At 56.5% G+C, this 25,849-nt stretch carries 24 protein-coding genes; 10 read left to right on the top strand and 14 right to left on the bottom strand.

Annotation, left to right across the window (positions count from 1 at the left end):
* The first annotated feature begins 30 nt into the window (after window positions 1–30).
* Window positions 31–1,194, top strand: a complete 1,164-nt coding sequence (locus tag C4S72_RS02010; RefSeq protein ID WP_104001398.1) for a cation diffusion facilitator family transporter — start codon at window positions 31–33, stop codon at window positions 1,192–1,194.
* A 53-nt stretch (window positions 1,195–1,247) separates the two neighbouring features.
* Complete coding sequence (locus C4S72_RS02005) at window positions 1,248–2,300, top strand: GGDEF domain-containing protein (protein WP_104001397.1); 1,053 nt, start codon at window positions 1,248–1,250, stop codon at window positions 2,298–2,300.
* 96 nt (window positions 2,301–2,396) lie between these two features.
* On the opposite strand, the gene gor is transcribed toward C4S72_RS02005, so the two are convergent.
* The gene (gene gor, locus C4S72_RS02000) at window positions 2,397–3,755 is read right to left on the bottom strand and encodes a glutathione-disulfide reductase (RefSeq protein WP_104003012.1); all 1,359 of its coding nucleotides are present in this window, start codon (window positions 3,753–3,755) and stop codon (window positions 2,397–2,399) included.
* Window positions 3,756–3,946: 191 nt separating this feature from the next.
* Here gor and xthA point away from each other — a divergent pair, with 191 nt between their 5' ends.
* A complete protein-coding gene (xthA, locus tag C4S72_RS01995; RefSeq protein WP_104001396.1) occupies window positions 3,947–4,765 on the top strand; it encodes an exodeoxyribonuclease III in 819 nt (272 codons plus the stop codon).
* Window positions 4,766–4,770: 5 nt separating this feature from the next.
* Here the strand turns inward: xthA and C4S72_RS01990 are convergent, their stop codons facing one another.
* Window positions 4,771–5,676 (bottom strand): universal stress protein, encoded by a 906-nt coding sequence (locus C4S72_RS01990; RefSeq protein ID WP_104001395.1) that lies wholly within the window; start codon window positions 5,674–5,676, stop codon window positions 4,771–4,773.
* A 232-nt stretch (window positions 5,677–5,908) separates the two neighbouring features.
* Here C4S72_RS01990 and C4S72_RS01985 point away from each other — a divergent pair, with 232 nt between their 5' ends.
* Together C4S72_RS01985 and C4S72_RS01980 are read left to right on the top strand one after the other, a co-directional pair.
* Window positions 5,909–7,174 carry a GGDEF domain-containing protein gene (locus C4S72_RS01985; RefSeq protein WP_160115432.1) on the top strand — a complete coding sequence of 422 codons (1,266 nt, stop codon included), beginning with the start codon at window positions 5,909–5,911 and terminating at the stop codon, window positions 7,172–7,174.
* A gap of 387 nt (window positions 7,175–7,561) precedes the next feature.
* Window positions 7,562–7,849, top strand: coding sequence for an ArsR/SmtB family transcription factor (locus tag C4S72_RS01980; protein WP_132290479.1), 288 nt, complete (start codon window positions 7,562–7,564; stop codon window positions 7,847–7,849).
* A gap of 21 nt (window positions 7,850–7,870) precedes the next feature.
* Here the strand turns inward: C4S72_RS01980 and C4S72_RS01975 are convergent, their stop codons facing one another.
* Genes C4S72_RS01975 through C4S72_RS01965 form a run of 3 tightly spaced genes read right to left on the bottom strand, consistent with a single transcriptional unit; the run spans window position 7,871 to window position 11,692 of the window.
* Complete coding sequence (locus C4S72_RS01975) at window positions 7,871–8,203, bottom strand: branched-chain amino acid transporter permease (protein ID WP_104001393.1); 333 nt, start codon at window positions 8,201–8,203, stop codon at window positions 7,871–7,873.
* Entirely contained in the window at window positions 8,203–8,907 is a 705-nt protein-coding gene (locus C4S72_RS01970; RefSeq protein WP_104001392.1) for an AzlC family ABC transporter permease, read from the bottom strand. The genes C4S72_RS01975 and C4S72_RS01970 overlap by 1 nt, the downstream gene beginning before the upstream one ends.
* Window positions 8,908–8,956: 49 nt before the next feature.
* Entirely contained in the window at window positions 8,957–11,692 is a 2,736-nt protein-coding gene (locus tag C4S72_RS01965; RefSeq protein ID WP_104001391.1) for a bifunctional acetate--CoA ligase family protein/GNAT family N-acetyltransferase, read from the bottom strand.
* A gap of 398 nt (window positions 11,693–12,090) precedes the next feature.
* On the opposite strand from C4S72_RS01965, the gene C4S72_RS01960 reads away from it, so the two are divergent.
* Complete coding sequence (locus C4S72_RS01960; protein WP_104001390.1) at window positions 12,091–13,824, top strand: PHA/PHB synthase family protein; 1,734 nt, start codon at window positions 12,091–12,093, stop codon at window positions 13,822–13,824.
* 249 nt (window positions 13,825–14,073) lie between these two features.
* Entirely contained in the window at window positions 14,074–14,271 is a 198-nt protein-coding gene (locus C4S72_RS01955; RefSeq protein WP_104001389.1) for a PA3496 family putative envelope integrity protein, read from the top strand.
* An 85-nt stretch (window positions 14,272–14,356) separates the two neighbouring features.
* On the opposite strand, the gene C4S72_RS01950 is transcribed toward C4S72_RS01955, so the two are convergent.
* Genes C4S72_RS01950 through ectA form a run of 4 tightly spaced genes read right to left on the bottom strand, consistent with a single transcriptional unit; the run spans window position 14,357 to window position 18,115 of the window.
* Window positions 14,357–15,817 (bottom strand): aspartate kinase, encoded by a 1,461-nt coding sequence (locus C4S72_RS01950; RefSeq protein ID WP_235009018.1) that lies wholly within the window; start codon window positions 15,815–15,817, stop codon window positions 14,357–14,359.
* Window positions 15,810–16,217, bottom strand: a complete 408-nt coding sequence (locus tag C4S72_RS01945; protein WP_104001388.1) for an ectoine synthase — start codon at window positions 16,215–16,217, stop codon at window positions 15,810–15,812. The genes C4S72_RS01950 and C4S72_RS01945 overlap by 8 nt, the downstream gene beginning before the upstream one ends.
* Before the next feature lie 52 nt (window positions 16,218–16,269).
* Entirely contained in the window at window positions 16,270–17,544 is a 1,275-nt protein-coding gene (ectB, locus tag C4S72_RS01940) for a diaminobutyrate--2-oxoglutarate transaminase (RefSeq protein ID WP_104001387.1), read from the bottom strand.
* 49 nt (window positions 17,545–17,593) lie between these two features.
* Entirely contained in the window at window positions 17,594–18,115 is a 522-nt protein-coding gene (ectA, locus tag C4S72_RS01935) for a diaminobutyrate acetyltransferase (protein ID WP_200826644.1), read from the bottom strand.
* A gap of 281 nt (window positions 18,116–18,396) precedes the next feature.
* On the opposite strand from ectA, the gene C4S72_RS01930 reads away from it, so the two are divergent.
* Window positions 18,397–18,876 carry a MarR family winged helix-turn-helix transcriptional regulator gene (locus tag C4S72_RS01930; protein WP_104003008.1) on the top strand — a complete coding sequence of 160 codons (480 nt, stop codon included), beginning with the start codon at window positions 18,397–18,399 and terminating at the stop codon, window positions 18,874–18,876.
* A gap of 8 nt (window positions 18,877–18,884) precedes the next feature.
* Here C4S72_RS01930 and C4S72_RS01925 read toward each other — a convergent pair whose 3' ends face one another.
* Complete coding sequence (locus tag C4S72_RS01925; RefSeq protein ID WP_104001386.1) at window positions 18,885–19,637, bottom strand: GGDEF domain-containing protein; 753 nt, start codon at window positions 19,635–19,637, stop codon at window positions 18,885–18,887.
* Window positions 19,638–19,815: 178 nt separating this feature from the next.
* Here C4S72_RS01925 and hisC point away from each other — a divergent pair, with 178 nt between their 5' ends.
* Window positions 19,816–20,895 (top strand): histidinol-phosphate transaminase, encoded by a 1,080-nt coding sequence (hisC, locus tag C4S72_RS01920; protein ID WP_104001385.1) that lies wholly within the window; start codon window positions 19,816–19,818, stop codon window positions 20,893–20,895.
* 33 nt (window positions 20,896–20,928) lie between these two features.
* On the opposite strand, the gene C4S72_RS01915 is transcribed toward hisC, so the two are convergent.
* A complete protein-coding gene (locus tag C4S72_RS01915; protein ID WP_104001384.1) occupies window positions 20,929–21,831 on the bottom strand; it encodes a GGDEF domain-containing protein in 903 nt (300 codons plus the stop codon).
* 224 nt (window positions 21,832–22,055) lie between these two features.
* On the opposite strand from C4S72_RS01915, the gene C4S72_RS01910 reads away from it, so the two are divergent.
* On the top strand, window positions 22,056–23,276 hold the full coding sequence (locus C4S72_RS01910; protein WP_146071849.1) for an EAL and HDOD domain-containing protein: 1,221 nt from the start codon (window positions 22,056–22,058) through the stop codon (window positions 23,274–23,276).
* A 10-nt stretch (window positions 23,277–23,286) separates the two neighbouring features.
* Here C4S72_RS01910 and C4S72_RS01905 read toward each other — a convergent pair whose 3' ends face one another.
* From C4S72_RS01905 to sucC, 3 genes are all read right to left on the bottom strand, one after another.
* Window positions 23,287–23,595: a c-type cytochrome gene (locus tag C4S72_RS01905; RefSeq protein ID WP_104001382.1), complete on the bottom strand. Its 309-nt coding sequence runs from the start codon at window positions 23,593–23,595 to the stop codon at window positions 23,287–23,289.
* Window positions 23,596–23,737: 142 nt separating this feature from the next.
* The gene (gene sucD, locus C4S72_RS01900) at window positions 23,738–24,619 is read right to left on the bottom strand and encodes a succinate--CoA ligase subunit alpha (RefSeq protein WP_104001381.1); all 882 of its coding nucleotides are present in this window, start codon (window positions 24,617–24,619) and stop codon (window positions 23,738–23,740) included.
* Window positions 24,620–24,621: 2 nt separating this feature from the next.
* Window positions 24,622–25,788: an ADP-forming succinate--CoA ligase subunit beta gene (sucC, locus tag C4S72_RS01895; protein ID WP_104001380.1), complete on the bottom strand. Its 1,167-nt coding sequence runs from the start codon at window positions 25,786–25,788 to the stop codon at window positions 24,622–24,624.
* Between the last annotated feature and the right edge of the window lie 61 nt (window positions 25,789–25,849).

The raw sequence follows: 25,849 nt of genomic DNA, 5'->3' as shown, positions 1-25,849 counted from the left end.
GCCGCCTACGCCGCCATAGGGAAGCCGACGATGCAGGAACAGTTGGATCAACGCCGCAAGGCCGCCGAGAAGGTCACCTTGATCGGTTCGGTTCTTGACCTGGCGCTGGGGATCCTCAAGATCGTTGTCGGCCTGCTGGCCAGCTCCGCAGCCCTGGTTGCCGATGGCGTCCACTCTCTCTCCGATCTATTCACCGACATTATCGTTATCGTCGTGCTGCGCCTCTCTCATCAGGCGCCCGACCGGAATCACCCCTGGGGCCATGGCCGCTTCGAAACCATAGGTACGGTAGTACTCGGAGTCATCCTTGCCGCGGTTGGCGCCCTGATCGCCTATGAAAGCGTGATGCGCCTGCTAGCGGACACCCAGCCATCGCCACCGGGCTGGCTGGCGCTGGGCGCTGCGGCTATTTCCATAGTGGGCAAGGAATGGATATTCCGCTACACGCTGAAAATCGGTAAGGCGTTGAAGTCAGACCTGATTATCGCCAACGCCTGGCACAGTCGCTCCGACGCACTCTCCTCTGTCGTGGTCCTGATCGCTCTTGCCGGCGCCATGATGGGCATCTGGTGGCTGGATGCCCTGGCCGCCGTGGTGGTGGCAGTATTGATCGGCAAGATCGGCTGGGATCTTGTCGCCCGTAGCGTCACTGAACTGGTCGATACCGCGCTACCCGAAGAGCGCGTGAAAGAGCTCAGAGCGACAACGCTGGCCGTTGAAGGGGTGGTAAGCGTACACAGCTTCAAAAGCCGTCAGATGGGCAGCCAGAGCCAGCTGGAGATGCATCTTCAGGTAGACCCTCACCTCAGCGCGGCCGAGGGGCACTATATCGGCGATGTTGCGGTACTGAAACTGAAAGATCGTTTCGACGATATTGGCCATGTCATCGTCCACATCGACACCTATGACGACCAGCCTTATCACGATGACAGCCTGCCTGCCATGCCGCCAAGAGCGGAGATAGAGCATCATCTTGATGCCGCGATCAGCAGAATTACGGGAGAAACACCTGAATATGAGCTGATACTTTATTATCATCCTGAGTATATTGACCTTGAACTGCGCGCAACCACTGACATGCACGAGCTTCTAAGGCAGATTGGAATTGAGGCAAAAAGCCTGGAACTGCAGCTTCATGAGCAGTTAAACAGCCAGGACTGGTTCCGTGAGCTGAGGGTCTGGCTGCCGGCCTGATCCCAGAGGTAAACCTAGCGTTGCATTCCAGCGAGGAAGGAGAGATAGCCGCAATGAAATACACCGAAGCGCCCAACCAGGCCACCGCCTATCTGCGCGAGGCGCTGCCGCTGATGGTACGCAACAACATTCCTCCCAACCCGCTGAACTACGCTCTCTGGTACACCTACGTCTCGAAAAAGGTGCCGGCGCTTAATGCCGCACTGGATACTACTCTGAACACCTACGGCACCTGCCCCAACCTGCTCAGCGAACAGCTGTATCAGAACCACCTGGCGGAAAACGACACTGCCGGAGGCAACAGCGAGGTTTTAACAGGGCTACTGAAACTGACCTCCATGCTGCAGGATCAAGCCGGCACGGTTGCGGGCGATGCAGATACTTATTCGGACCAGCTGCGCAAAAGTTTTGCGGCGCTGCAGGCTTCTCGAGAAGATCCCGACTCAGCCATGTCACTGGATTCGATCATTCAGGAGCTGGCCACCAATACCGAGGCGATCAACGAATCCACGCGGCGCTTCCAGCGGAAAATCGATGCGGCGCAAAAAGAGATTGAGCAGCTCCGCCAGGAGCTGACCAAGACCCGTCAGGATGCCCGCATGGATGTCCTCACCGGCCTTTACAACCGCCGGGTATTCGATACGGAAATCAACCAGCTGATCGACCTCGATCTGCCTGCCGGTTTTTCGATGATCCTCGTCGATGTGGACCACTTCAAACACTTCAACGATACCTACGGCCATCTCATGGGCGATAAGGTGCTGCAGTATGTCGGCCGCATCCTCAAGGAAAAATGCGTGGAGCCGCTGATTCCTGTACGTTTTGGCGGCGAGGAGTTTGCGGTGCTGATGCCTGGCGCCAGCCTGACAGACTCTGAGCAGCTGGCCGAGGAGCTTCGCCGACGCATTGAGGCGATTCGCATTCGCCAGAAAAGCTCCGGCAATGTGATCAGTTCGATCACAGCATCCTTTGGTGTCGCCACTTATGCGTCGGGAGATTCCACTCAAACATTGATCGAACGCGCCGACAGCGCGCTCTATCGGGCCAAAGAACAGGGGCGCAACCAGGTTGTTCTGCAACAGACAGCAAGTATCGACCGGGCCTGATCAGCCGTTACCGTTGCGATAGCTCCAGCATCGCAGCAGAAGCAGAAACGCCAGCTATCAAAGCTGGCGTTTTCTTTGTCCGCGTCAGAGAATCGCTCAGTTGCGTGTAGGCTGACGCATGGTGACAAACTCTTCAGCCGCGGTGGGGTGAATACCGATGGTGCTGTCGAATACCGCTTTGGTGGCACCGGCTTTCAATGCAACGGCGATCCCCTGAATGATCTCTCCGGCCTCGTCGCCGACCATATGCACACCCACAACCCTGTCACTGGCTTTATCCACGATCAGCTTCATCAGGGTGCGCTCATCGCTGCCGCTCAGGGTGTGTTTCATGGCACGAAACTCCGAGCTGTACACCTCGATCTCGGCGTAACGCTCGCGCGCCTGCTCTTCGGTAATACCGACGGTACCAATGTTCGGCTGGCAGAACACGGCGGTAGGGATCAACTCGTAATCCACCTTGGCGCTGCCTTCGGCATACAGGTGACGCACCAGCGCCATCCCCTCGGCGAGGGCAACCGGGGTCAACTGCACCCGGTCGATTACATCACCGATCGCGTAGATCGACGGCACCGAGCTCTGGAAGTTTTCATTGACCTTGATCGCACCGTTATCAGCCAGCGTCACGCCAACCTCTTCCAGCCCCAGCCCCTGGGTCTTGGGCGTACGGCCGGTAGCATAGAGAACCTGATCCGCTTCAACCCTGCGACCGTCGGTCAGCTCGACCAGTAACGAGCCATCGGCCTGCTTATCGATGCGCACCACATTAGTGTTGAGCGAAAGGTTAACCCCCTTCTTGGCGATCTCTTTGGCGGTGAACTGGCGAATCTCTTCATCAAAGCCACGCAGGATCATATCGCCACGATACAGCAGTTCGGTCTCGGTCCCGAGGCCAGCAAAGATGCCGGCAAACTCGACCGCGATGTAGCCGCCGCCAACCACGATCACTTTCTTGGGGAAAGACTCCAGATCGAACACCTCGTTGGAGCTGATCACATGCTCACTGCCCGGAAACTCCGGCACGAACGGCCAGCCACCAGTGGCGACCAGAATACGCTCTGCAGTGTAGGTCTTGCCCGCCACCTCGACGCTGTTCGGCCCGGTGATCACGGCGCGGCCATCGATCAGGTCACAACCGGAGTTGCGCAGCATATTGCCGTAAATGCCGTTCAGCCGGGCAATTTCTGACTTTTTGTTATCTCTCAGGGTCGGCCAGTCGAACTTTACGTCACCGGCGTTGAGACCGAACCCCTTGGCCTCATGGAAACCGTCTGCGTAATGGGAGGCGTAAACGTAGAGCTTCTTCGGCACACAGCCCACATTGACACAGGTGCCCCCCAGGTAAAGATCTTCCGCTATGGCCACTTTAACACCACGGCCCGCAGCCATACGCCCGGCACGTACACCGCCGGAGCCGGCACCTATGACAAAAAGATCGTAATCAAAATCAGACACGCTCGTTACTCCCGATTCGCTGATAGTTTCCATCCAATTGCGCAACCTTAACCGGTTCACCCCATAGAGGCCAATTGAACGGACAAACACAGCAGATAAACATAATCTATCAACCCATTAGCCGCCCCGGCGCCACAATTTTGTTAGTATCCACCGCTTCCACGTCAGCCTCGATCCAAGGGAGATCCGCAGTGACCAAATTAGTCTCATTCAACGTCAACGGTATTCGCGCCCGCCAGCATCAGCTGGAAGCGCTGATCGAGCGCCACTCACCGGACGTGATCGGTATTCAGGAAAGCAAAGTGGCTGACGATCAGTTTCCGGTCGATATGATCGAGTCACTGGGTTACCACGTGGAGTATTTCGGCCAGAAAACCCATTACGGCGTTTGCCTGGTATCCAAGAAACCGCCGCTATCGGTACAGAAAGGCTTTATCTCTGACGAGGACGGCGCCCAGCGTCGCCTGATCATCGGGGAGTATGAGAGCGAGGCGGGCAACCGCTTTACCGTCATCAACGGTTACTTCCCTCAGGGAGAGAACATCGCCCATGAAACCAAGTTTCCGGCCAAGCGTCGTTTCTATGCCGATCTCCTGACCCACCTGACTGAGCATTGCGACCCGACCCAGCCCCTGGTCGTGATGGGAGATCTGAATATCTCGCCGGCAGATATCGATATCGGTATCGGTGAGCAAAACCGCAAGCGCTGGCTTAAAACCGGTAAGACAAGTTTTCAGCCGGAAGAGCGCGAATGGCTGCAGCGCCTGTATGACTGGGGCCTGGCCGACACTTACCGCCACTGCCACCCGCAACGGGACGATCTGTTCAGCTGGTTTGACTACCGCAGCCGCGGTTTTGACGATGATCCCAAGCGTGGCCTGCGTATCGATGCGATCATGGCAACGCCTGCGATGCTGAACAGCTGCCAGGAAGCGGGGATCGATTATGAGATCCGCGGTATGGAAAAGCCGTCTGACCATGCGCCGGTGTGGGCAGACTTCGACTTCTAAGCAGCTCAGTCCGGCTTGATCACCATCAGATCACAGCTGACCCGGTCCAGGATACGCTCGGCGCTGCTGCCCAACAGCAGGCGCTCGAGCGCACCTCTCGGCACACTGCCCATAATCAGCAGATCCACATCCTGCTCCTTGCAGAACTGCGGCACCAACTGATGTAGCTCCCCCTCCAGCAGATGAACCTCCGGGGCGCCAGCCATATCGCTCCAGGGCGCCAGCAAGGTCGCCATCCGCTGCTGATGCTCCTCGACCACTTTCTTCTGCAGATAGCCGAAGTCCGTTACCTGGTGTTCATCAAATACAGCGCTCTCCGGCAGTGTGGTGTAGGTATGCAGTACGTGCAGCTCGGCCTCCAGCTCCAGCGACAGAGCTTCCGCTATCTGCATTAATTTCGCGTCCAGCGATGCAGGCTCATTGCGGCTATGAAACGGGTCTATGGCGACGGCTATTCGTGGATGAGTTGGCCAGACCCTGTCACGACTGATCAGCAAAGGCACCGGACACTCTCGTAATATCTTCCAGTCCTCGGGCGCCAGCAGGTGATGTAATAGTGTGGATTGAGGCGCAACCGGATAGATCACCAGATCCGCCCCGAAGCGCTCGCGCTTACGCAGCAGAGCATGGGCACCGTCGTCATCCCAGGCGATATCGGTCCCTATGCGCTGGGGGTCGATACGTATGCGCTCGGCCAGATGATCGAGACGTCCTTCACATTGCACCATATAAGCGTGACGGGAACGCTTCTCTGCCTCTTCGCTGAAGACGCCGGCGCCCTTTATAAAGGGCTGGTAGGCACAACAGAAAAGTTCAAGATGCCCCTCTTTGCCACTTAACCTGACGGCCTTCTCGAGCATTTCGAGATGCTCCCTCTGTTCGTCTATATCGACCAGCAGCTTGCTGAACATCAACTCTCTCCTTTTCTTCGCGCCGACCAGGCAGGCCCGCCTGCCGATTTAAGCATAGCGCCCGCTGGCAATTTTCTCGCCCCTGAACTCAGCAAAGATCCGAGGGGGAGTGAGCTCAAACAATGAATCGTTGAATCCGCTACTTCCACTACACCCGCCATGATGGAGAATCTATGTAGTTGTCGCCGTCGTGCTACAATCCTCCCATACCGCTCCGAGGAATATGACTCCGGTGTTCCGCTACCTTCGCCTATTGCTGCCGCTGCTGCTGATCGCCCTGCCCTGGGTAATCTATCCACTTGCCCAGCGGGCAGATCCGGTACAGGAACGCCTGCTCGAAGGCCTTCCCCTGCTGATGGCGTTATGCGCTCTGCTTCTGGCCAGCGGTTTCAAACGCGGCCGCATAGCGCTGGCGTCCGTCGCCCTTGGCTGCAGCGCCCTGCTACTCGGAGCCGCCAGCGACCGAGGCCTCGACAACCCGGACGCCTATGTTCTGTTCAGCGGCATCAGCCTGCTACTACCACTGGTTTATGCCTGGTTACTGATACCGCGAGACAGCGCTATTCTCAGCCGCCGCGGGCTTCTGCAATGGGGCGGATTACTGCTCCCCTTCGGTCTGCTGCTGCTTGCCTGGCAATATCCGCAACAACTGGCCCTGTGGCTGCCAAGACTACCCAGCGCGTTTCTGGAAGTGGTAGCCGAGCACTCCATGCTGACGCGCGCAATCTTCTGGTTATCCCTGCCGATACTGGCGCTCTACCTGGTGCTGACACTGACCCGCCGCACCATTGACGAAGTTGCCATGTTCGGCAGCCTGCTCGCCCAGCTGCTGGCGCTGCACACAATGAAGGAGCCCCTGCTTGGCATGCTGTTCCTGGCAAGCGCAGGGCTTCTTTGTGTCTGCGCGGTCGTTATGCACATCTACGCCATGGCCTTTGTCGACACCCTGACCGGCGTCCCGGCCCGCCGCGCGCTGGAGCATCATCTGAGCAATCTCGGTCGTCATTACAGTATCGCCATGCTGGATATCGATCACTTCAAGCAGTTCAACGACACCTACGGCCATGATGTCGGCGACCAGGTTCTGCGTATGGTCGCGGCGCAGCTTAACAAGGTGACAGCCGGCGGTTCCCTTTTCCGCTATGGCGGCGAGGAGTTCACCATCGTATTCAGGGGCCAGCGTGAGGAGGAGGTCGTTTCGGCCCTGGATACCGTGCGCCAGCGCGTCGCGGACTATCCCATGAAGGTGCGCGCGCCGCAGCGTCCGCGCAACGACCGCAGAGGACGCAAGACACGTGAGGAAACCGGTGCTGCCACCGAGCAGGTAAAGGTCAGTATTAGCATCGGTGTCGCCTGGCGCTTGGCGGATGAAAAGCCCGACAGCGTGATCAAGCGCGCGGACAAGGCGCTCTACAAAGCCAAGGGAGCCGGTCGCAACCGCGTCATCACCGAGGGTATCAACGACCCTCGCAGACAACGCCGCGTTAAGGATAGATAACAGAAAAATCCGGTCATAGATGAAGTAGAGCCGCGCAATTGTTGCAGGCTTTGCTGGTTTGAAGCCTGTCTCCTGCGCGCTGAATAGCGGGGTATTCGCGCGACAATACAGGTGAACATCCACTGGAAGGCACTGATATTTAATCTATATTAGAAATCAATAATGCTTAAATAGTTATCAGTCGCCGGTATGAGTGAAAAGTCGATTGTTGTATAATCGGGAATCATTATCGTTCAGGTTTTCATGCAGCTTTACAGGATTCCCCTTCATCCTGCAGCTGCAAAATCCAAGAGAAGCCTCGACTCGAATTACGGAGATAAACTCGTGAGCCAAGCAAACAAACAGCCCGCAGACGAGCAAGCGGACAGCAGTGAGATGCTGGCCCTGATGAAGGAAAATGCCGGCCGCGCTGCAAAACTTATGCGAGCATTGGGCAATGACAGCCGCTTGCTGATTCTCTGCCATCTCGATGGCCAGGAGCTATCAGTCAGCGAGTTGAACAGCCGCCTGGACCTGAGCCAGAGCGCCCTGTCCCAACATCTCGCCGTGCTGCGTAAAGATGAACTGGTCAAGACCCGCCGCGCGTCACAGACCATCTACTACTCGCTGGAAGGCGACACCGCAAAACGGATTATCCGCACGCTGCACGAAATGTTTTGCCCAGAAACCCTGTAATCAAGGGTTACAGCGCGACTGCTAGCCTCCCAGAGGCATAAGCGACTGCACCAGCAACATGTAGCAGAACGTTCCGCCGAGAATACTGATCAACGCGTTACGCGCCAGCAGGTGCAGCGCAGTGACTACGGTCAGCGCAACCAGCGACTGAACCAGTCCGTCACCTTCAACCAAAGGCGTTCTCAGCGCATAAACCACAAGCAGGACCATCAGCACTGGCGGCAAATAACGTCCAAGAAAAGCCAGAAGCGGGTGGTCCGCCTGCTTAGACAGCAGTAGAAAAGGCAGCGCCCGGGTCAGAAAAGTGGCCAGCGTGGCCAATGCGATAAACGCTATAAGATAACCGTCTGCCATTAACTTGCTTCCCTTCCCCGCGCCATCAACAACAAAGACACTGCCAACAGAATCGCGATCATCAGCATATTATCCGCGCTGATCATTAGAGCCAGGCCCGCCACGGCCAGAGCCGCCAGAAACAGCAGCGGGCGCCGTACGGCTCGATATTGCTCAATGGCCAACACCGTAAACAGCGCAGGCAGCGCGAACTCCGCCCCCTGCGTCGGCAGATCCAGGCGACTGCCCAGCCAGGCCCCAAGCGTACAGCCAAACACCCAGTAACCCTGGTTTAACGCCGCAATACGCAGCTGCAGTGTGTTTTGAGAGCCTGACCGGGTGATGCTGAGCAGCGAATAGGTCTCGTCCGTCAGCGCAAAAATCAAATACCAGCGACGCCAGCCCTTGAGATCCAGCGTCGAGATCAGCGACAAGCCATAAACCAGATGACGGGCATTGAGCAGCAGGATCGCTACAAATACCTCGAACAGACCGGCGTGGTTGGCGATCAGGCCAACGGCGAGAAACTGGGCGGCGCCGGCATAGATAAACAGCCCCATGGCGGTGGCCCAGAGCCAGTGATAACCCAGGTCGGAAAAAAGCACCCCAAAGGCGATACCCAGGGGTATGTAACCAAACATCACCGGCAGCGACAGGCGCAGTGCAGAGCTGGACTGAGGGCCGGGCGCGGGACTGGATTGAAAACTATCGGGGCGGGAAGCCATAGCGCGATCCTGACTGAATGATCAGGCGCGCTATGGTAATGCGCAGCGGTTACTGCTGCAAACGGTAGATCTGCCAGTCTTCGGTGGGTTCGTTAAGCTGCATCTTCATCTCGACCACCTCCTCTTCGGCGTTGTAGCTGATATCGAAGCCCAGCTTGCGTGCCAGTGCCTGCATCCCTTTATTACTGGCCAGGGTCGAGCCAGACAGCTCCAGCGTTCCTCGAGAACGGCAGTAATCGATGGTCTTGGACATCAGGATAATACCCAACCCCTCGCCCTGCAGATCATCGCGGATCACTACCGAAAACTCGGCCCGGACGTTATCGGCATCGGTCACCGCCCGGACCACGCCCAGCGTCTCATAGCCCTTGCCGTCCAGGCGCGGCGCGGAAACGATAAAGGCCATCTCCCGGTCGTAATCGATCTGCGTCCAGTTGGCCAGCTCATCATGGGTCGGCACGCCGCGACTGTAGAAGTAACGCAGACGGATCGATTCCGGGCTTAACTGGTTGTAAAACTCCAGGTGCGCAGGTTCATCCTCGCCACGCACAGCACGCAAGATCGCGGGCCGCCCCGAGCGCTTGAGGGTAATCTGCTCGGTCAGGTGCTCAGGGTAAGGGCTGATGGAGAGGCGTCCCGGCTCATCCACCGTAGCGGAATAGTCCACCGCCAACAGCCCACGCTTGTTGAGCAGCAGCGGGTTTATCTCCAGCGCCTTGAGCTGCGGTATATCCACCAGCATCTCGGACAGGCTGACCAGTAGACCGCTGATCTGCTCCACATCACGCTCAACCTGGTAACTGTTTTCGGCAATGATGCGATAGATACGAGAAGAGCGGACCATCTCCTTCGCCAGCGCCAGGTTCAGCGGCGGCAACATCACGTTGCGATCGGCCAGTACGTCCACCGTGTACCCGCCCACGCCGAAAATCATCAGCGGCCCGAACACCGGGTCGCGGGTAAAACCGACGTTGATCTGCATCGACTGGAAGCCACGCTTCATCTGCTGCACCGCATAGCCGAACAGCTGCTCGTTGCCGTAAAGCTCGTTCACCCGGTAGGCAAGCTTGGTCGTGGAGTGGCGCACCTCACTGATGGAATAAAGATCCAGCGCCAGGTCGTGCCAGCGCTGATGCCCGGTTTCGTCGTAGCTGAACGGGTAAACGTTGGAGCTATGCAGCGCCTTGACCGCCACCGAGCCACCCATCTGCCGGGCGCAGTCCACCACGCCCGGAATATCCTCGGCATAGCGGGTGCGCGAAGTGGGGATCTCATAAAGGTTGAGCAGCGTGCTGACTTCGGCATGAGTGAGATAATCACGCTCGTCGCGAGGAACAGCATCGATCAGCGCCGCCGCCTGCTCCCTGCCCGGCACCAGCTGGCCCAGGAACGGAGCCGGAGTCTGACGCATAACCCGCTGATTCCGGTGGTAGTCGACCATGTGCAGGAAGGCGTTGATCGCCTCTTCCGGCGTCAGAAAGGTGGCGATGCCGGCAGCGTTACAGGCGTTGCGTGCGGCGATGGCGGAGTAACGCCCCATCCAGCAGGTCAGTACATTGCGCGGGGTTTTGCGGGCGATACTGATCACCTGCTCGGCGGTCTTCACACTATCGGCGAGGCGCGTCGGCGCATGGATCACCAGTACCGCATCCACGTTGGGATCCTTGGTCAGCAGCCGCGTGACCTCGGCAAAGCGCTCAGGATTGGCGTCAGCATTCAGGTCTACGGGATTCGAGACCCGCGCCTCCGGCGGCAACAGCTCGGTCAGTTGCTGCTCGGTCTCCTCGGACAGCCGCGCCAACTGCCCACCATTTTTCAGCAGTCGGTCGGTTGCCAGTGCATTCGGCCCCATACCGTTGCAGAGCAGCGCCAGCCGCTCGCCACGCATGGGCTTCATCCGCGACAGGGTTTCCAGCGCATTGAACAGTTCATCCGCGCTCTCTACGCGTACCGCACCGGCACGGCGAAGCGCCGCGTCATAGACCACGTCGGAATCGGGGATGCCAGGAGTGCGCAGCTTCGGCGCATCCTCCTGCAGCACCAGATTGGATTTGAGCACCAGCACAAGCTTGTTGCGCGACGCAGAGCGCAGCGCGGAGACAAAGCTGCGGGCATCGCCGATCACCCGGTCCATCTGCACCAGAATGGCGTGGGTCCAGGGATCACGAGCCAGGTAATCGATGATCGACGGCAGATCCACATCGACGCCATCCCCCAGGGTCAGAAAGTGGGAGAAACCGATCTCCTGGCCGTTAGCCCAATCGATCATCGCCGTGCCCAACAGACCCGACTGGCCCACGTAGGCAACCTTGCCCTTGAGAATATTGATATGGGAATAACTGGCGTTCATCTTCGAGCCAGGCACCAGCATACCCATGCAGTCGGGCCCCAGGATGCGAATACCGTAAGGCCCGGCAGCCTCCCGGACCTCTTCACGCAGAGAGCGAGCATGGCTGCTCTGGTGCAAGGACAAGCCCCCCGTCAGGATCATCGCCGCCTTGACCATATTGGCGCCAAGCTTGCGGATGATCCCCGCCACCGCCTCGGGCGGTGAACAGATAATGGCCAGGTCGGGCATCTCCGGCAATTCGGCCACACCCGAGTAACAGGCGATACCGTTGACCTGCTCATAGCCCTTGGAGTTGACCGCCATCAGCCGGCCTTCAAAGCCGCTGTCGATTAGATTTCGCAAGACGATACCGCCCATACTGTCTTCGCGCTCAGAGGCACCAAATACAGCGATGGAACGGGGTTTGAAGAAGCGCTTCAGATATCGTGTAGACACGCAGCAGACCCTGAAATTGACCTTGAGATTGACCTTGAGAGCAAAGCCCCTGACAGGCAGCAGATGAACTGGCCGGCGCAGGCGTCGATCACGCTTCCTGCCCGTTACGAGCCTTCCCTGCACTTCAGGATGCAAACAGCCTGTTTCGTTTGACTCTAGAACAGTCTACATTCTATGTCTTGTGCAGGTGCAGCAAAAGACACAGATCGACCGCCTGACCCACTTGCTGGAGCCAGGACAATAAAAGCGTCACTAAAAGTCAGGACACTGACAGAGGCAATTGCCGCATTCACGATCTGCAATCAGGATGAGCAGAGCCCGTGAGGAACACGGGCCAGAATCAGAAACTGTGAAGCCCTGCGCCATTCGGCAGATATCCGTCACGATAGGAGTTCAGCATGGAAACGCCAGTGTTCAATGAGCTGAAAAGCAACATCGACCGCGCCATTCACGCTTTCGAGGGCAGGATCACCCAGGGCATCTCCCCTGCCTCTCTGTCACTGGCCTATATGGATTGGTTGATCCACCTGCTGCACTCACCGGGCAAGTTTGGCGAACTGACCGAGAACCTCACCCGCAAGCATTTCGCCTACTCGGTCTGGAGCGCCCGGGCGGCGACAGATCCTGCTACACCACCACTGATCAAACCTCTGCAGCAGGACCGCCGTTTTAACGACCCCGCCTGGGGCAAGTTCCCGTTTAACGTCATCGCCCAGGGCTTCCTGATGCGTGAGCAATGGTGGCACTACGCAACGACCGGCATCCCCGGGGTCTCACGGCATCACGAAAACGTGGTGTCGTTTGCGGCACGTCAGTGGCTGGACATGTTTTCCCCGACCAACTTCCCTTTGACCAATCCGAAGATCATCGACCGCACCATTCAAAGCGGCGGCATGAATCTGCTTAAAGGGATGGAAAACCTGCTGGAAGATGTGCAGAACTACACCACAGGCAGCGGCCCTGCCTGTGAGGGATTCTGCGCCGGGGAAAACCTGGCGACCACCGAAGGCCAGGTGATCTATCGCAACCGTCTGATCGAGCTGATCCAGTACAGCCCGAAGACGGAGCAGGTGCATGCCGAGCCTGTGCTGATCATTCCCGCCTGGATCATGAAGTACTACATCCTCGACCTGTCGGAACACAATTCAATGGTGCGCTACCTGGTTGAGAAGGGGCACACGGTGTTTATGATCTCCTGGCATAACCCGGATGCCAGCGACCGCGACATGGCGATGAAAGACTATATCAACCGGGGTGTACGCGACGCGCTAAAGGCGATCAACGCTATCGTTCCCGAGCGCCAGATCCACGCGGTAGGCTATTGCCTTGGCGGCACACTCCTCGCGACAACCGCCGCGGCCCTCGCCAGGGACGAGGACAACCGGCTGAAAACCCTGTCGCTGTTTACCGCGCAGACCGACTTCACCGAGGCGGGCGAGCTGATGCTGTTTATCGACGAGAGTCAGCTCAGCTATATGGAAGATATCATGTGGGATCGCGGCTACCTCGACACCACCCAGATGTCCGGCGCCTTTACCCTGCTGCGATCCTATGACCTGCTCTGGTCACGCATGGTCAGTGAATACTGGCTGGGCGAACGCCCGCCAGTGAATGACCTGATGGCCTGGAACGCCGACTCCACCCGCATGCCTTACAAAATGCATACGGAATACCTGAGCAGGCTGTTCCTGCACAACGACCTGGCCAGCGGCCGCTTTATTGTCGATGACGGCCCGGTATCCCTGCGTGACATCCGCGTGCCGATCTTCTCGGTGGCTACAGAAAAGGACCATGTGGCGCCCTGGCACTCCGTCTACAAACTGCACGGTCTGGTAAACACCGATCTCACCTTCGTATTAACCAGTGGCGGCCACAACGCAGGCATCGTCAGCGAGCCAGGCCACCCGCGACGTCGCTACCGAATGGCGCTGAATAGACCTGAAGACAAGTACATATCCGCCGACCAGTGGTATGAGCGCAACGAGGCCTCTGAGGGCTCCTGGTGGGAACCCTGGAGCGAGTGGCTGGCAGAGAATTCCAGCGAGCGTGTAGCACCTCCGGAGATGGGCAATACCGAGGCCGGTTATGCTCCGCTGTGCAAAGCACCGGGCACCTATGTTTTTGAAAAGTAGAAACGGCTGAAACGCCCGTATGCCAGTGCCTGCAGGCAGATTCGTTGATAGCTTAAAGGCGCATTTTTTTGAGTTTTCGATAGCAAAATTTAATTTTCAGATTTCACGGATGCTGCTCTATATTCGCGTTTCAGAGGCACCTTAACTCCGGCAGCCAAAAGGGCGTTAATCCGGCGTTTAAAGCCTCACCATTGAAACGTTGCAGCAACCCTGCTGCGCACTGTTAACTTAAGTGTGAGATTAAAGCCGATGGGCACCAAGATTCGTGTCGATCATTCATTAGACGACCTCGACGACTGGAGCGAACAGCTCAACGACGATGACGAAGTCGCACAGACACGCGTTCGTTACAACGGCAAGCGCCGCCGCCAGATTGAAGACCTGATGGAAGAGCGAGCGCTGGCAAGACAGCTAAGCGACAGCTACGACTTCGACGAACGGATCTGAAACAGGATCAAAAAAATCGGCCCGCCGGATAATACCGAGCGGGCCGATTCGTTTCTGGCAGGTTCATCCCTGCTGAAAAGTCGGATCAGGCAGCGCAGATAACGTCGCCGTGTTCCTCTTTCTCGATCAGGGCATGATGCAGTGCGCGCACCGCATTCTCATAATCCTGCTCGCGGACAATCGCCTGCATCTCGACCTGGCGCACAGACTGGTGCAGCGCCTGCACGCTGATATCGGCCGCTGACAGCGCGGATACCGCTTTCGCCAGAATACCCGGCACCTTCATATCGGACCCAATGGCGGAAACGATCGCCACACGATGCAGCTGAACCTCTGCTGCGCTGTATTTCTCACCAATCAGGCGCACCGCGCGATTGATAATCTTGCGAGTACCCGAGAGGTAGTAGGTCTGACTGTTCGCATCTGAATCTCGAGCAATCACGTAGACCTTGAGCTCTTTGAGCAACTGCAGCAGTTCTATCTCGTAGGTGATGTCGCCCAGCATATCCTGGTCAAACACCTCCAGCGCCAGCACACCACTGCGACCGGCGATGATTTCAACACAGGGCTCTGCACTGCAGTAGTCCTGGCTGATCAGCGTACCCGAGTGATCAGGCTCGAAGGCGTTCTTGATACGCAGTTCGATACCCTGCTCTCGCAGACCTTTTGCCGCTTTCGGGTGGATCGCTTCCATACCGAGGTTAGACAGCTGATCCGCCACGTCATAGTTGGTACGACCGATGGTGACGATATTGTCCAGTCCAACGATGCCCGGGTCGGCCGTGCTCAGATGGAACTCCTTATGGATCACCGCCTCGCGGGCATTGGTCAGCGTCGCGATCTTACTGAACGTCATCTCGCTGTAACCACGGTCAAAGGTCTTCATAAGACCCTCTTTACAGTGGGTATAGCCAGTGACGATCGGCAGCTCGGTGGCTAGGTCGATCCCTTCCAGATGACGGGTCAGCATCTCTTCGAACGCCAACGGCTCCGGCTCATGCCAGCCACTGAGATCGACTAATCGAGCTTTAACACCCGACTCGTTCAGAGCAAGCACCGTATTGAACGCGCTGTGCGTCTCACCGATAGCGGCGAGCATTTCCCTGACACGCAGCAGATGATCGGTGAGCTGGAAGTGACCGTAGCGGCAAAGCGCCTGCAGGTTATCCATGCAACTGCGGGCGCCCTCAATCCGCTCGGAGATAAAGCCATCAGCCTTGGCCCGGGCGGTGGAGTCACCAAACAGTGCGCGGTTCATCGCCAGCATCTCGTCACGAACTTTATCCAGCGATTCGTGCCAGCTCTGTTCCTGTTCGCCGTTGGCGAAACGCCCATAGACACCAGGTTCCCCGGTCTTCTTGTGCTCCAGCAACAGGTTGGTCATGCCACCATACGCGGAAACCACAAAGATGCGCTGATAGAGATCCTCGCCACTCCGGTCACCGATGAGGATCGTGTCCATGAGCTCGGTAAACCGGCTCATGGAAGTACCGCCTATCTTTTCGACACTATGCAGAGCAGTCTGAGTATTCTCTGATTCAGGCATCAAGCGCCTCCGCTTCAACCGGGTAAACGCCGTTTTCATCATGCACCTCTTTGCCGTTCAGCGGCGGATTGAAAGCGCAGGCAACCTGCATCCCTTCCGGACCACCGCGCAGCAGGTGCTCGTCGTTTTTGTTCAGAATGTAAACGGTCCCCGGCACGATCTTGTGGATCTTACCGTCCGCCAGGGTTTCGACCTCACCCGATCCGCTAATACAGTAAACGGTCTCGAAATGGTTCTGATACCAGATATGGGTTTCAGAGTTCGGGTAGATGTTGGTGATATGGAAGGAAAAGCCCATACCATCATCCTTCAGCGACATACGGGTGCTGTCCCAGGTGTCGGTTTCTGAATAAATCTTGCGGCCATTCTCTTCGCATTCAGCCAGTGTACGTACGATCATTGTGCAAAAATCCTTGTCTTGAAAACGGGTTAACTCGTGAAAACGGGCTCAATTAAGAGGCTTTCTTCTCGCGCGCAGCGACAGCCTTGGCAAACGCCTGATCAAGCACGTTCAGACCGAAATCGATCTGCGCCTGGGTAATCGTCAACGGCACCAGGCACTTAACCACCTGGTCATGTGCGCCGCTGGTTTCGATCACCAGACCGTTATCAAAAGCTTCACGAATAACATCAGAGGCCAGATCGCCATCCGGGCACTCGATACCGCTCATCAGGCCACGCCCCTTGAGCTTCAAGGTCGAAGGACCGTGGTTGCGGATCAGCTTTTCCAGCCCTGCACGCATGTGACGCGCTTTCTGCTGCACCTCTTCAGCGAATTCGTTATCGCTCCAGAACAGCTCAAACGCCTTGGCTGCAGTGACAAATGCCAGGTTGTTGCCGCGGAACGTGCCGTTATGTTCACCCGGAGTCCAGATATCCAGCTCGCCACGATAGGTCACTGCCGCAAACGGCAGACCATAGGCGCTCAACGATTTGGACAGAGTAACGATGTCGGGCTTGATGCCGGCTTCTTCAAAGCTGAAGAAGTGCCCGGTGCGGCCACAGCCTGCCTGGATGTCATCTACGATAAGCAGCATGTCATGGCGACGGCATACCGCTTCCAGGTTACGCAGCCACTGAGCGTTAGCCGCATTGAGGCCACCTTCGCCCTGCACGGTTTCAACGATAACCGCCGCCGGGTGATCCAGACCGCTGCTCGGATCTTCGAGCAGCTTTTCGAAGTACTCGGTGGTATCAACACCTTCACCCAGGTAGCCATCGAACGGCAGACGGAAAACATCGTTCAGTGATGTACCCATGCCTCCGCGATGGTGCTGGTTACCTGTGGCTGCCAGCGCACCGGCGCTGCAACCGTGAAAGCCATTGGTAAACGCAGCGATGGTCGGACGACCCTTGACCTTGCGCGCCAGCTTCATGGCGGCTTCAACAGCGTTGGTCCCGGTCGGGCCGGTGAACATGACGCGAAAATCGTCCATGTCACGCGGTTTCAGAATGTACTGCTGGAAAGACTCAAGGAAGCGAGCCTTTGCAGAAGACATCATGTCCAGACCGTGGGTGATCCCCTCAGAGCTGATGTACTCGATCAGTGCTTCACGCAGCTCCGGGTGGTTATGTCCATAGTTCAGAGTGCCCGCACCGGCCAGAAAATCGATGTAGGTACGACCCTCTTCAGTTGTGAGCTCAGCCCCGCGGGCCTGGTTGAATACCACAGGGAACGAACGGCAATAGGAACGAACTTCTGATTCAACCTGCTCAAAAATACTCATTACAAACTCCTGCTTGAGTTAATTACTTGCTCTTTAATTCCAGTCTCGCTTATGACGCCAGCGCTACGGCCAACTTGAACGGCCCTGCGCGATACAACACTTCGTCGTCATGAGCACCATCGAAATGGTCATCGCTGGCAAACTTCACGCTTTTCTCAACCGGTGCGCTGAGCGCAGCGAAGAACCGCGCAAACATCGCCTGGGAAGCCTGATTGTCCGGCGTGATGGTGGTCTCGATGTACTCGACACCTTCGTCCGAAAGACGGTCAGCCAATTCCATCAACATGCGATTACCCAGTTTCTGTCCGCGTGCAGACGGACAGACAGCCACCTGCCAGACAAACAGCGTCTCGCGGCGTGCTGGCGGCCTGTAACCGGAGATAAATCCAATCATCTTTCCTTTATCGTCAAAGGCTGCAACCGAGGTGTCGGCGAAGTCGCCACACTGCAGCAAGTTGCAATACATAGAGTTGGTATCCAGCGGCGGGCAGCGCTTGATCAGGTTGTACACCGCGGCACCATCATGGGAGTTCGGCTTACGAAACTTGATCTTCATTTTGTTGGTATTCATAGCGTCCTGAATATTTAGCTTTACGATGGTTTTTATTGTAAAACATATCGAGGATCGTTAATCAACCTCGACCTTCGTTAGATTTTCGATCCCTGAAACTGTCATAAAAAGCCTAAAAATCACCAACTACCGGGCCACACACGCAACCGGCGTGCAATTTTACTTTGTTTAGCGTTACAATAGATTTAAATTAGTAAGACAGCTTTTTATTGCAAGGTTTCATGAATCAGGCTAAAAACTCCGCTATCTCGTTAGATGCAGAAGATAAAACCTGGAAAGATATGCCGAAGAGTCAGGACGTTCTGGTGCTTTTGCGCCAGATAATTCGCGTAACAGACATGCACGACAAGCAGCTCAGCCGGATCACCGGACTGACCATGCCGCAGCTTATGACCATGCAGACACTGGATGCCGAGGGTGCAATCACCATCGGCGTTCTGGCCAAGAAAATGAACCTGGCTCAGGCTACAGTGACCAGCATTTTGGACAGACTTGAACTCAAAGGATTAGTTAGAAGAGAGCGCAGTCAGACCGACAAACGCAAGGTACTTGCCTGCCCTACGCCTTCGGGCATAGAGCTGTTGAAATCTGCCCCGACAACCCTTCAGGACCGCTTTGTCGGCCAGTTCGAAGGCTTGAAGGATTGGGAGCAGTCGATGATCATCGCCTCACTGCAACAGATATCCGGCCTGCTTGAAGCAGACCAGATCGATGCAGCTCCCATGCTCGACATAGGCGCATTGGATCGTCCAATACAGTAAGTCGACGTTCAGGGCTTCGCCGCTGTAGCGCCGGGGCCCGACACCCTGTTTCGACCACCTCGTTTCGCCCAGTAAAGACGTTCATCCGCCCGCTGCATCAGCGCCGCATAACTCTCCCCAGGCCTCAGCTGCGAAACACCAAAGCTCGCCGTCACAGCCCGCTCAACCCCAAAACTGGTAGTCTCCACCGCTGAACGCAAACGCTCAGCCAGTTCCACAGCACCGGCACCACTGGTTTCAGTGGCGATGACCATAAATTCCTCGCCACCGGTACGCGCGATCAGATCCAGGTCACGTACCCGCGCCGATGCCAGCCTCGCAAACGACTGCAAGACCCTGTCACCAACAGGATGTCCAAATTGGTCGTTTATCTGCTTAAAGTGATCTATATCGCAAAGAATCACCGACAAATGCCGGTGGTAACGATGGGAGCGACGCACTTCTCTGGCCAGCAGCTCCATACCCCTGCGGCGATTAAAAATCCCGGTAAGAACGTCGGTATTGGCTTGCTCCACCAGCTTGCCAATCTCTCTGTGGCGCCGGTAAGCAAACACCAGCAGATACACAGGCCCTACCACTAGCACACTGAGCAGGAGATCATCGAGCTCGTACTCCTCGTGCCTCTTGGCCCACTCCATCAGCCATTCGCTAACTTCAAAACGCGCTGTCAGCAGAAAGACCAGAACCACCAGCAAGATAGCCAGAACCAGCTCCCCCACCAGGCGACGAAGATCGAGATACTTATGCTTGAATCGAGACAACTACTAACGTCCATAAACGGGGACAATTTAACGCATATATTAGCAGTCCCTGCGCAGGTTAATACAGCCGTTCGCAGCCGCGCTTAAGCATACCCCGCCAGCCGCTTCTCGCCTCCAAATCGGCGATCTGGTATGATTCACACCCTCTTTTCACGCAGTCCTCAGGCGCACACAGATCATGAGCAAATTCTGGAGTCCCGCAATCGAATCCCTGGTTCCCTACACACCGGGAGAGCAGCCACGCATTGCGAATCTAACCAAGCTCAATACCAACGAAAACCCCTACCCGCCGGCGCCTGGTGCCGCAGAAGCGATCAAATCATTTGCAACCGATCGCTTGCGTCTATACCCGGATCCCAATGCGTCGCGTCTGAAAGAGGCCCTGGCCAGCGAGTTTGAAACGGACAGCTCGAAGATCTTTGTCGGCAACGGCTCAGACGAAGTACTGGCGCTGGCGTTCATGGCATTTTTCCGCCAGCCCAAACCACTGCTGATGCCGGAAACCAGCTACAGCTTCTATGACGTCTATGCGAACCTCTATGCCATAGATCACCAGAAGATTCCGCTGACTCACGACTTCCGTATTGAACTGGACGACTATCCGAGCGAGAACGGGGGCATCATCTTCGCCAACCCTAACGCACCTACCGGTGTCGCCTTGCCGCTCAGCGCCATCAAAACCCTGCTGGAGCGCAACCAGGACAGCGTGGTGCTGGTGGATGAAGCTTATGTAGATTTCGGTGGCGAATCGGCGGCCAGCCTGGTCGACGAGTTCCCCAACCTGCTCGTGGTTCAGACTTTTTCCAAGTCACGCTCACTGGCAGGAATGAGGATTGGCTACGCCATCGGATCTGTCGAACTGATCGATGGCCTGGAGCGGGTCAAGAATAGCTTCAACTCCTACCCTCTGGATATGCTGGCGATCGAGGCGGGCTGCGCTTCACTGGCGGACAAAAACTACTTCAGCCAGACCTGCCAGCGCATCATGCAAACCCGCGAGCAGAGCCGCGAAGCGCTGCAAGCGCTCGGCTTTGAGGTACTGCCCTCAGCCACAAACTTCCTGTTCGCCAAACACGGGGAATTGTCGGGTAGCGAGCTGATGACCTACCTCCGTGAGCACAACATCCTCGTACGCCATTTCAGCAAACCACTGATTGCCGACTATCTGCGAATTACCGTCGGCACCGACGCTGAGATGGCCCTGCTGATCGAGACACTGAGACAACACCCTGCCATCAGCAGCAAACCGGCGCCCTGAGGCGCCGGCTCAAGAAACAAGCAGGGCTGGCGCTTAAAGCGACTCGCCCTCAACCCTGTTTCCGCCACTGCTGCGCGCAACGAACAGATTCTCCTCCGCCCGTTTCAGCATCGCGGCCGCCCCATCCTCCAGACCAAGCAGACCTGACACCCCGACACTGGCCGTGCAGGCGATATCGCCGGTAGGGTAAGGCATTTCCATCTCAGCGATTAAGCGTCGTACACGCTCCCCGGCTGCTACGCCCTGCTCATGATTGGTTTCCGGCAAAAACAGCACCAGCTGATCATCGCCATAGCGCGCAAGGAAATCAGCCGTGCGCTTGAGCTTGTGTATACCAGTCACGATCTGCTGCAACAGCTGATCGCCTGCGTCCCAACCATGCTGGTCATTAATCCGGCTGAAATCATCGATATCGATAATCATGACACTGCAGACCCAGTCGTAACGCTGCGCCTGAGCAACGGTCTGCTCCATCACCGTCATGAGGGCGCGGCGATTATAGGCACCGGTCAGAGGATCCCGCTGCGCCTGATTAGTCACTTTGCGCTGCAGCTTCTTGCTGTCATTGATATCACGGGCACTCCAGAATACTTCGCCATCGGCCGATGCCAGAATGCGCGCGTCAAACCAGGTGGGCTCACGCAACCCGGCCTCACGAAAAACCGGAACATGCTCAGGCCTAAGGGCATACTGCAATGACTGCACCTGCCCTGGCGCCGCGAGGGCCCGTTCGACCGCACCACTGACGAGAGCCAGAATATCGGCGGGAAGCAGATCATCCAGCCGCCCCCCTGTAAGTACAGACTCCAACAGCCACTCCGACTCCCCGGCACTACATAGCTCTACCACACCATCCTTCAAGACCAACACCAGATCGCGGTTAACCTGCAGCAGCGCGTCAAAACGCCCTGCACTGGCGGAAACATCCTGACTCATCCCAAATTCTCCCCGGCTAACGCCGCCGTTGTTATTAGCTGGCAATTGACACGCCTAAATGAAAGCTACCGGAAATCCCTGTAACTTCAAAGAAGAAGTATAGTAGCGATCCTGTCTCTTATTCATGACAACCCACCTACTAACCCGGTCAGAACAAGGGCCGCAAATACGTTGCCCAGGTGCCGGAAATATGGTGACATTGATAAAAACGCGAGGAGAGCTAGGTGACAGAAGCATCTCAGGTACTTATGGCAAGGCAGCCGATCTTCGACCGGGAACTCAACGTCGTCGCCTATGAGCTGCTGTACCGTTCGGACGACGAAACCTCCGTCGCCAAGATCATCAACGGCCACCAAGCCACCTCATCCGTTTTGCTCAATGCCTACACCAGCATTATCGAAAACCAGGAACCCAAGCGACTACCCGCGTTTCTTAACCTGCCCCGGGAAATGTTCGAGGCGGACACCTTACCTTCGATGTCACACAAGCAACTCGTCATTGAGGTCCTGGAAGACGTAAAGGTCGACTCTACCCTTCTCGAGGCAGTTGCGCGTTACAAGCAGGCAGGGTACCGCATTGCCCTGGATGACTTTGTCTATAGCCCGGAATATGACCCATTACTGGCGCTGGCTGACATCATCAAGCTCGATATTCTGGCGCTGGGCATGGATCAGGTTCGCAACCACGTATCCCACCTGAAACAGTTCCGAGCCAGCCTGCTAGCCGAGAAGATTGAAACCTACGAAGAACTGCGCGAATGCATAGCCCTGGGCTTTAAGCTGTTCCAGGGCTATTTTTTACAGCGCCCCGAGGTGGTCGCTGGGCGCCGTCTGGAGAGCAACGAGGCAGTCTTACTGCAGCTGGTTGCTGAATTAAACCAGGCAGAACCCGACGACATCCGGGTGACCGATCTGATAGAGCAGGACCCAGCTCTGACTTACCGCCTGCTGAAAATCGTCAACTCCGCGGCACTGGCTATGCAACACCCCATTAACAGCGTGCACGAGGCGCTGGTGATACTCGGCCTGAACGAAGTGCGCAAATGGATCTCGTTAATCGCGCTCTCAGGCCAGAAACGCAAGCCTTCAGAGCTGACGCGCCAGATTCTGACCGCAGCGCGCCTGGCGGAACTGGTCACCACGAAGATCAACAGCTTGGAAGTTTCAGCCAGTGGCGCGTTCCTTGGCACACTGCTCTATCGCCTGGATGCTGCACTGGATATCGACCGCGAACACCTGCTCACGGAGATCGCAATCAGTGAGGAAATAAAAGACGCGGTCAGAGACGGCAGCGGCCCTCTTGGCAAACTGATCAAGAAGACCTACGCCCTGTGCGACGGAGACTGGAACAACCTCCCCTGCGACGAACTTGAGGTGTATCGGGAATCCTACCTCCAGGCCCTGACCTGGGTGAACGAGACAATGAGCTGCCTGGATAACGACTGAAGCAAGGTTTCTATCGTACCTGTTGCGTCATCAGATCGATCGCCGCTTTCAACTCATCATCGGTACATTTCATACAGGTGCCCATCCGAGGCATTGAGCCCTTACCGGCCTTGACCGTCGCCAGCATAGCGTCAATACCTGTCGCCAGCCTCGGTGCCCACGCCGTTGCATCATCAAGCTTAGGCGCCCCTGCTGCCCCAGCCTTATGACAAGCCACACAGTGCTTGTTAACGACCTCTTCAGCCGTCTGAGCGTTTGCTACCTGCCCAGCCAGCAACAAGGAGATACCGCAGGAGACCCCGACCAGAAACTTCTTCATTAATCATTCCCTAGCGTTAATTACATATGCTGCTATCAAACCAGATAACCCTAATTAAAAAAAGGATTTAGAGTGGAAATTCATGGTCGTTCAGGCACAAAAAAAGGCGACCTAAGTCGCCTTTTTCATTACCGGAAAAGAATTACTTCATTTCCCAGCCGGTCAGTTCAGACAGCGCCTTGCCGATATCAGCCAGGGAGCGAACAGTCTTAACGCCAGCGTCTTCCAGTGCTGCAAACTTCTCGTCAGCAGTACCTTTACCGCCAGAGATGATCGCACCAGCGTGACCCATGCGCTTGCCCGGAGGAGCGGTAACACCAGCGATGTAAGAAACCACCGGCTTGGTGACGTTTGCCTTGATGTAGGCAGCCGCTTCTTCTTCGGCAGAACCGCCGATCTCACCGATCATAACGATCGCTTCGGTCTGCGGGTCGTTCTGGAACATTTCCAGAATGTCGATGAAGTTGGAGCCCGGGATCGGGTCGCCACCGATACCTACGCAGGTAGACTGACCGAAGCCAGCATCAGTAGTCTGCTTGACCGCTTCATAAGTCAGGGTACCTGAACGTGAAACGATACCGACTTTACCCGGCAGGTGGATGTGACCCGGCATGATACCGATCTTGCACTCACCCGGAGTGATAACACCCGGGCAGTTCGGACCGATCAGGCGAACGCCCAGCTCGTCACACTTAACCTTGCACTGCAGCATATCCATAACCGGGATGTGCTCAGTGATACAAACGATCAGCTTGATGCCTGCGTTAGCAGCTTCCAGGATGGAATCCTTACAGAAAGCAGCCGGAACGTAGATAACAGAAGCTTCAGCGCCAGTGGCTTCAACGGCTTCAGCAACAGTGTTGAATACCGGCAGACCCAGGTGCTCGGTACCGCCTTTGCCCGGGGTAACACCGCCGACCATTTTAGTACCGTAAGCAATAGCCTGTTCAGAGTGGAAGGTACCCTGACCACCAGTGAAACCCTGACAGATTACTTTGGTGTCTTTATTAATCAGTACGGACATGATTATTTACCCTCCGCTGCTTTAACAGCCTGCTGAGCCGCGTCGGTCAGGCTGGTCGCTGCGATGATGTCCAGGCCAGACTCGGACAGGAGTTTGGAACCCAGATCTGCGTTGTTACCTTCCAGACGTACCACAACCGGTACCTCTACACCCACTTCCTTGACAGCACCGATGATGCCTTCAGCGATCAGGTCACAGCGGACGATACCGCCGAAGATGTTGACCAGTACGGCCTTGACCTTGTCGTCTTCGAGGATGATCTTGAATGCTTCGGTAACGCGCTCTTTGGTCGCACCACCACCAACGTCCAGGAAGTTGGCCGGGAAACCGCCGTGCAGGGAAACGATATCCATGGTACCCATGGCCAGACCTGCGCCGTTAACCATGCAACCGATGTTACCGGTCAGAGCAACATAGTTCAGATCCCATTCTGCAGCGCGCGCTTCACGAGCGTCGTCCTGAGACGGATCGTGCATTTCCTGGATATCCTTGTGGCGATAAACGGAGTTACCGTCGATCACGACTTTAGCGTCCAGGCAGTGCAGGTTGCCCTGGTCAGTGATAACCAGCGGGTTGATTTCGAGCAGCGCGAGATCTTTCTCTTCGAACATCTTGGCCAGGCCAAGGAAGATGTTGACGAACTGTTTGATCTGGTCGCCTTTCAGGCCCAGTTTGAACGCCAGCTCACGACCCTGATACGGCTGAGCGCCGGTCAGCGGGTCGATGGTTGCCTTGAGAATCTTTTCCGGAGTCTCTTCAGCAACTTTCTCGATTTCCACACCACCTTCGGTAGACGCCATGAAGACGATACGGCGGCTGGAGCGGTCAACAACGGCACCCAGGTAGAGTTCGTTGGCGATATCGGTGCAGGTTTCAACCAGGATCTTGGAAACCGGCTGACCGTTAGCGTCTGTCTGGTAAGTTACCAGACGCTCGCCGAGCCATTTTTCAGCGAAGGCTTTAGCTTCTTCCGGGCTGTCGACCAGTTTCACGCCGCCCGCTTTACCGCGGCCGCCAGCGTGTACCTGAGCCTTGACGACCCACTTGTCTCCGCCAATCTGCTTGGCTGCTTCTACTGCTGCTTCCGGAGTATCTACCGCAATCCCTTTGGAAACCGGCAGACCATAGGCGGCAAACAGCTGTTTACCCTGGTACTCGTGAAGGTTCATGCTCTAATCCGTTATTGTGTCGGTTATTCATACACGGGCCGCGAATGTGCAGCCACGTGTC

This window comes from Marinobacterium lutimaris (genome assembly GCF_900108065.1).
GTDB lineage: Bacteria > Pseudomonadota > Gammaproteobacteria > Pseudomonadales > Balneatricaceae > Marinobacterium_D > Marinobacterium_D lutimaris.
Note: the sequence above shows the minus strand (reverse complement) of the source record. Positions and strands in the feature narration are given on the sequence as shown.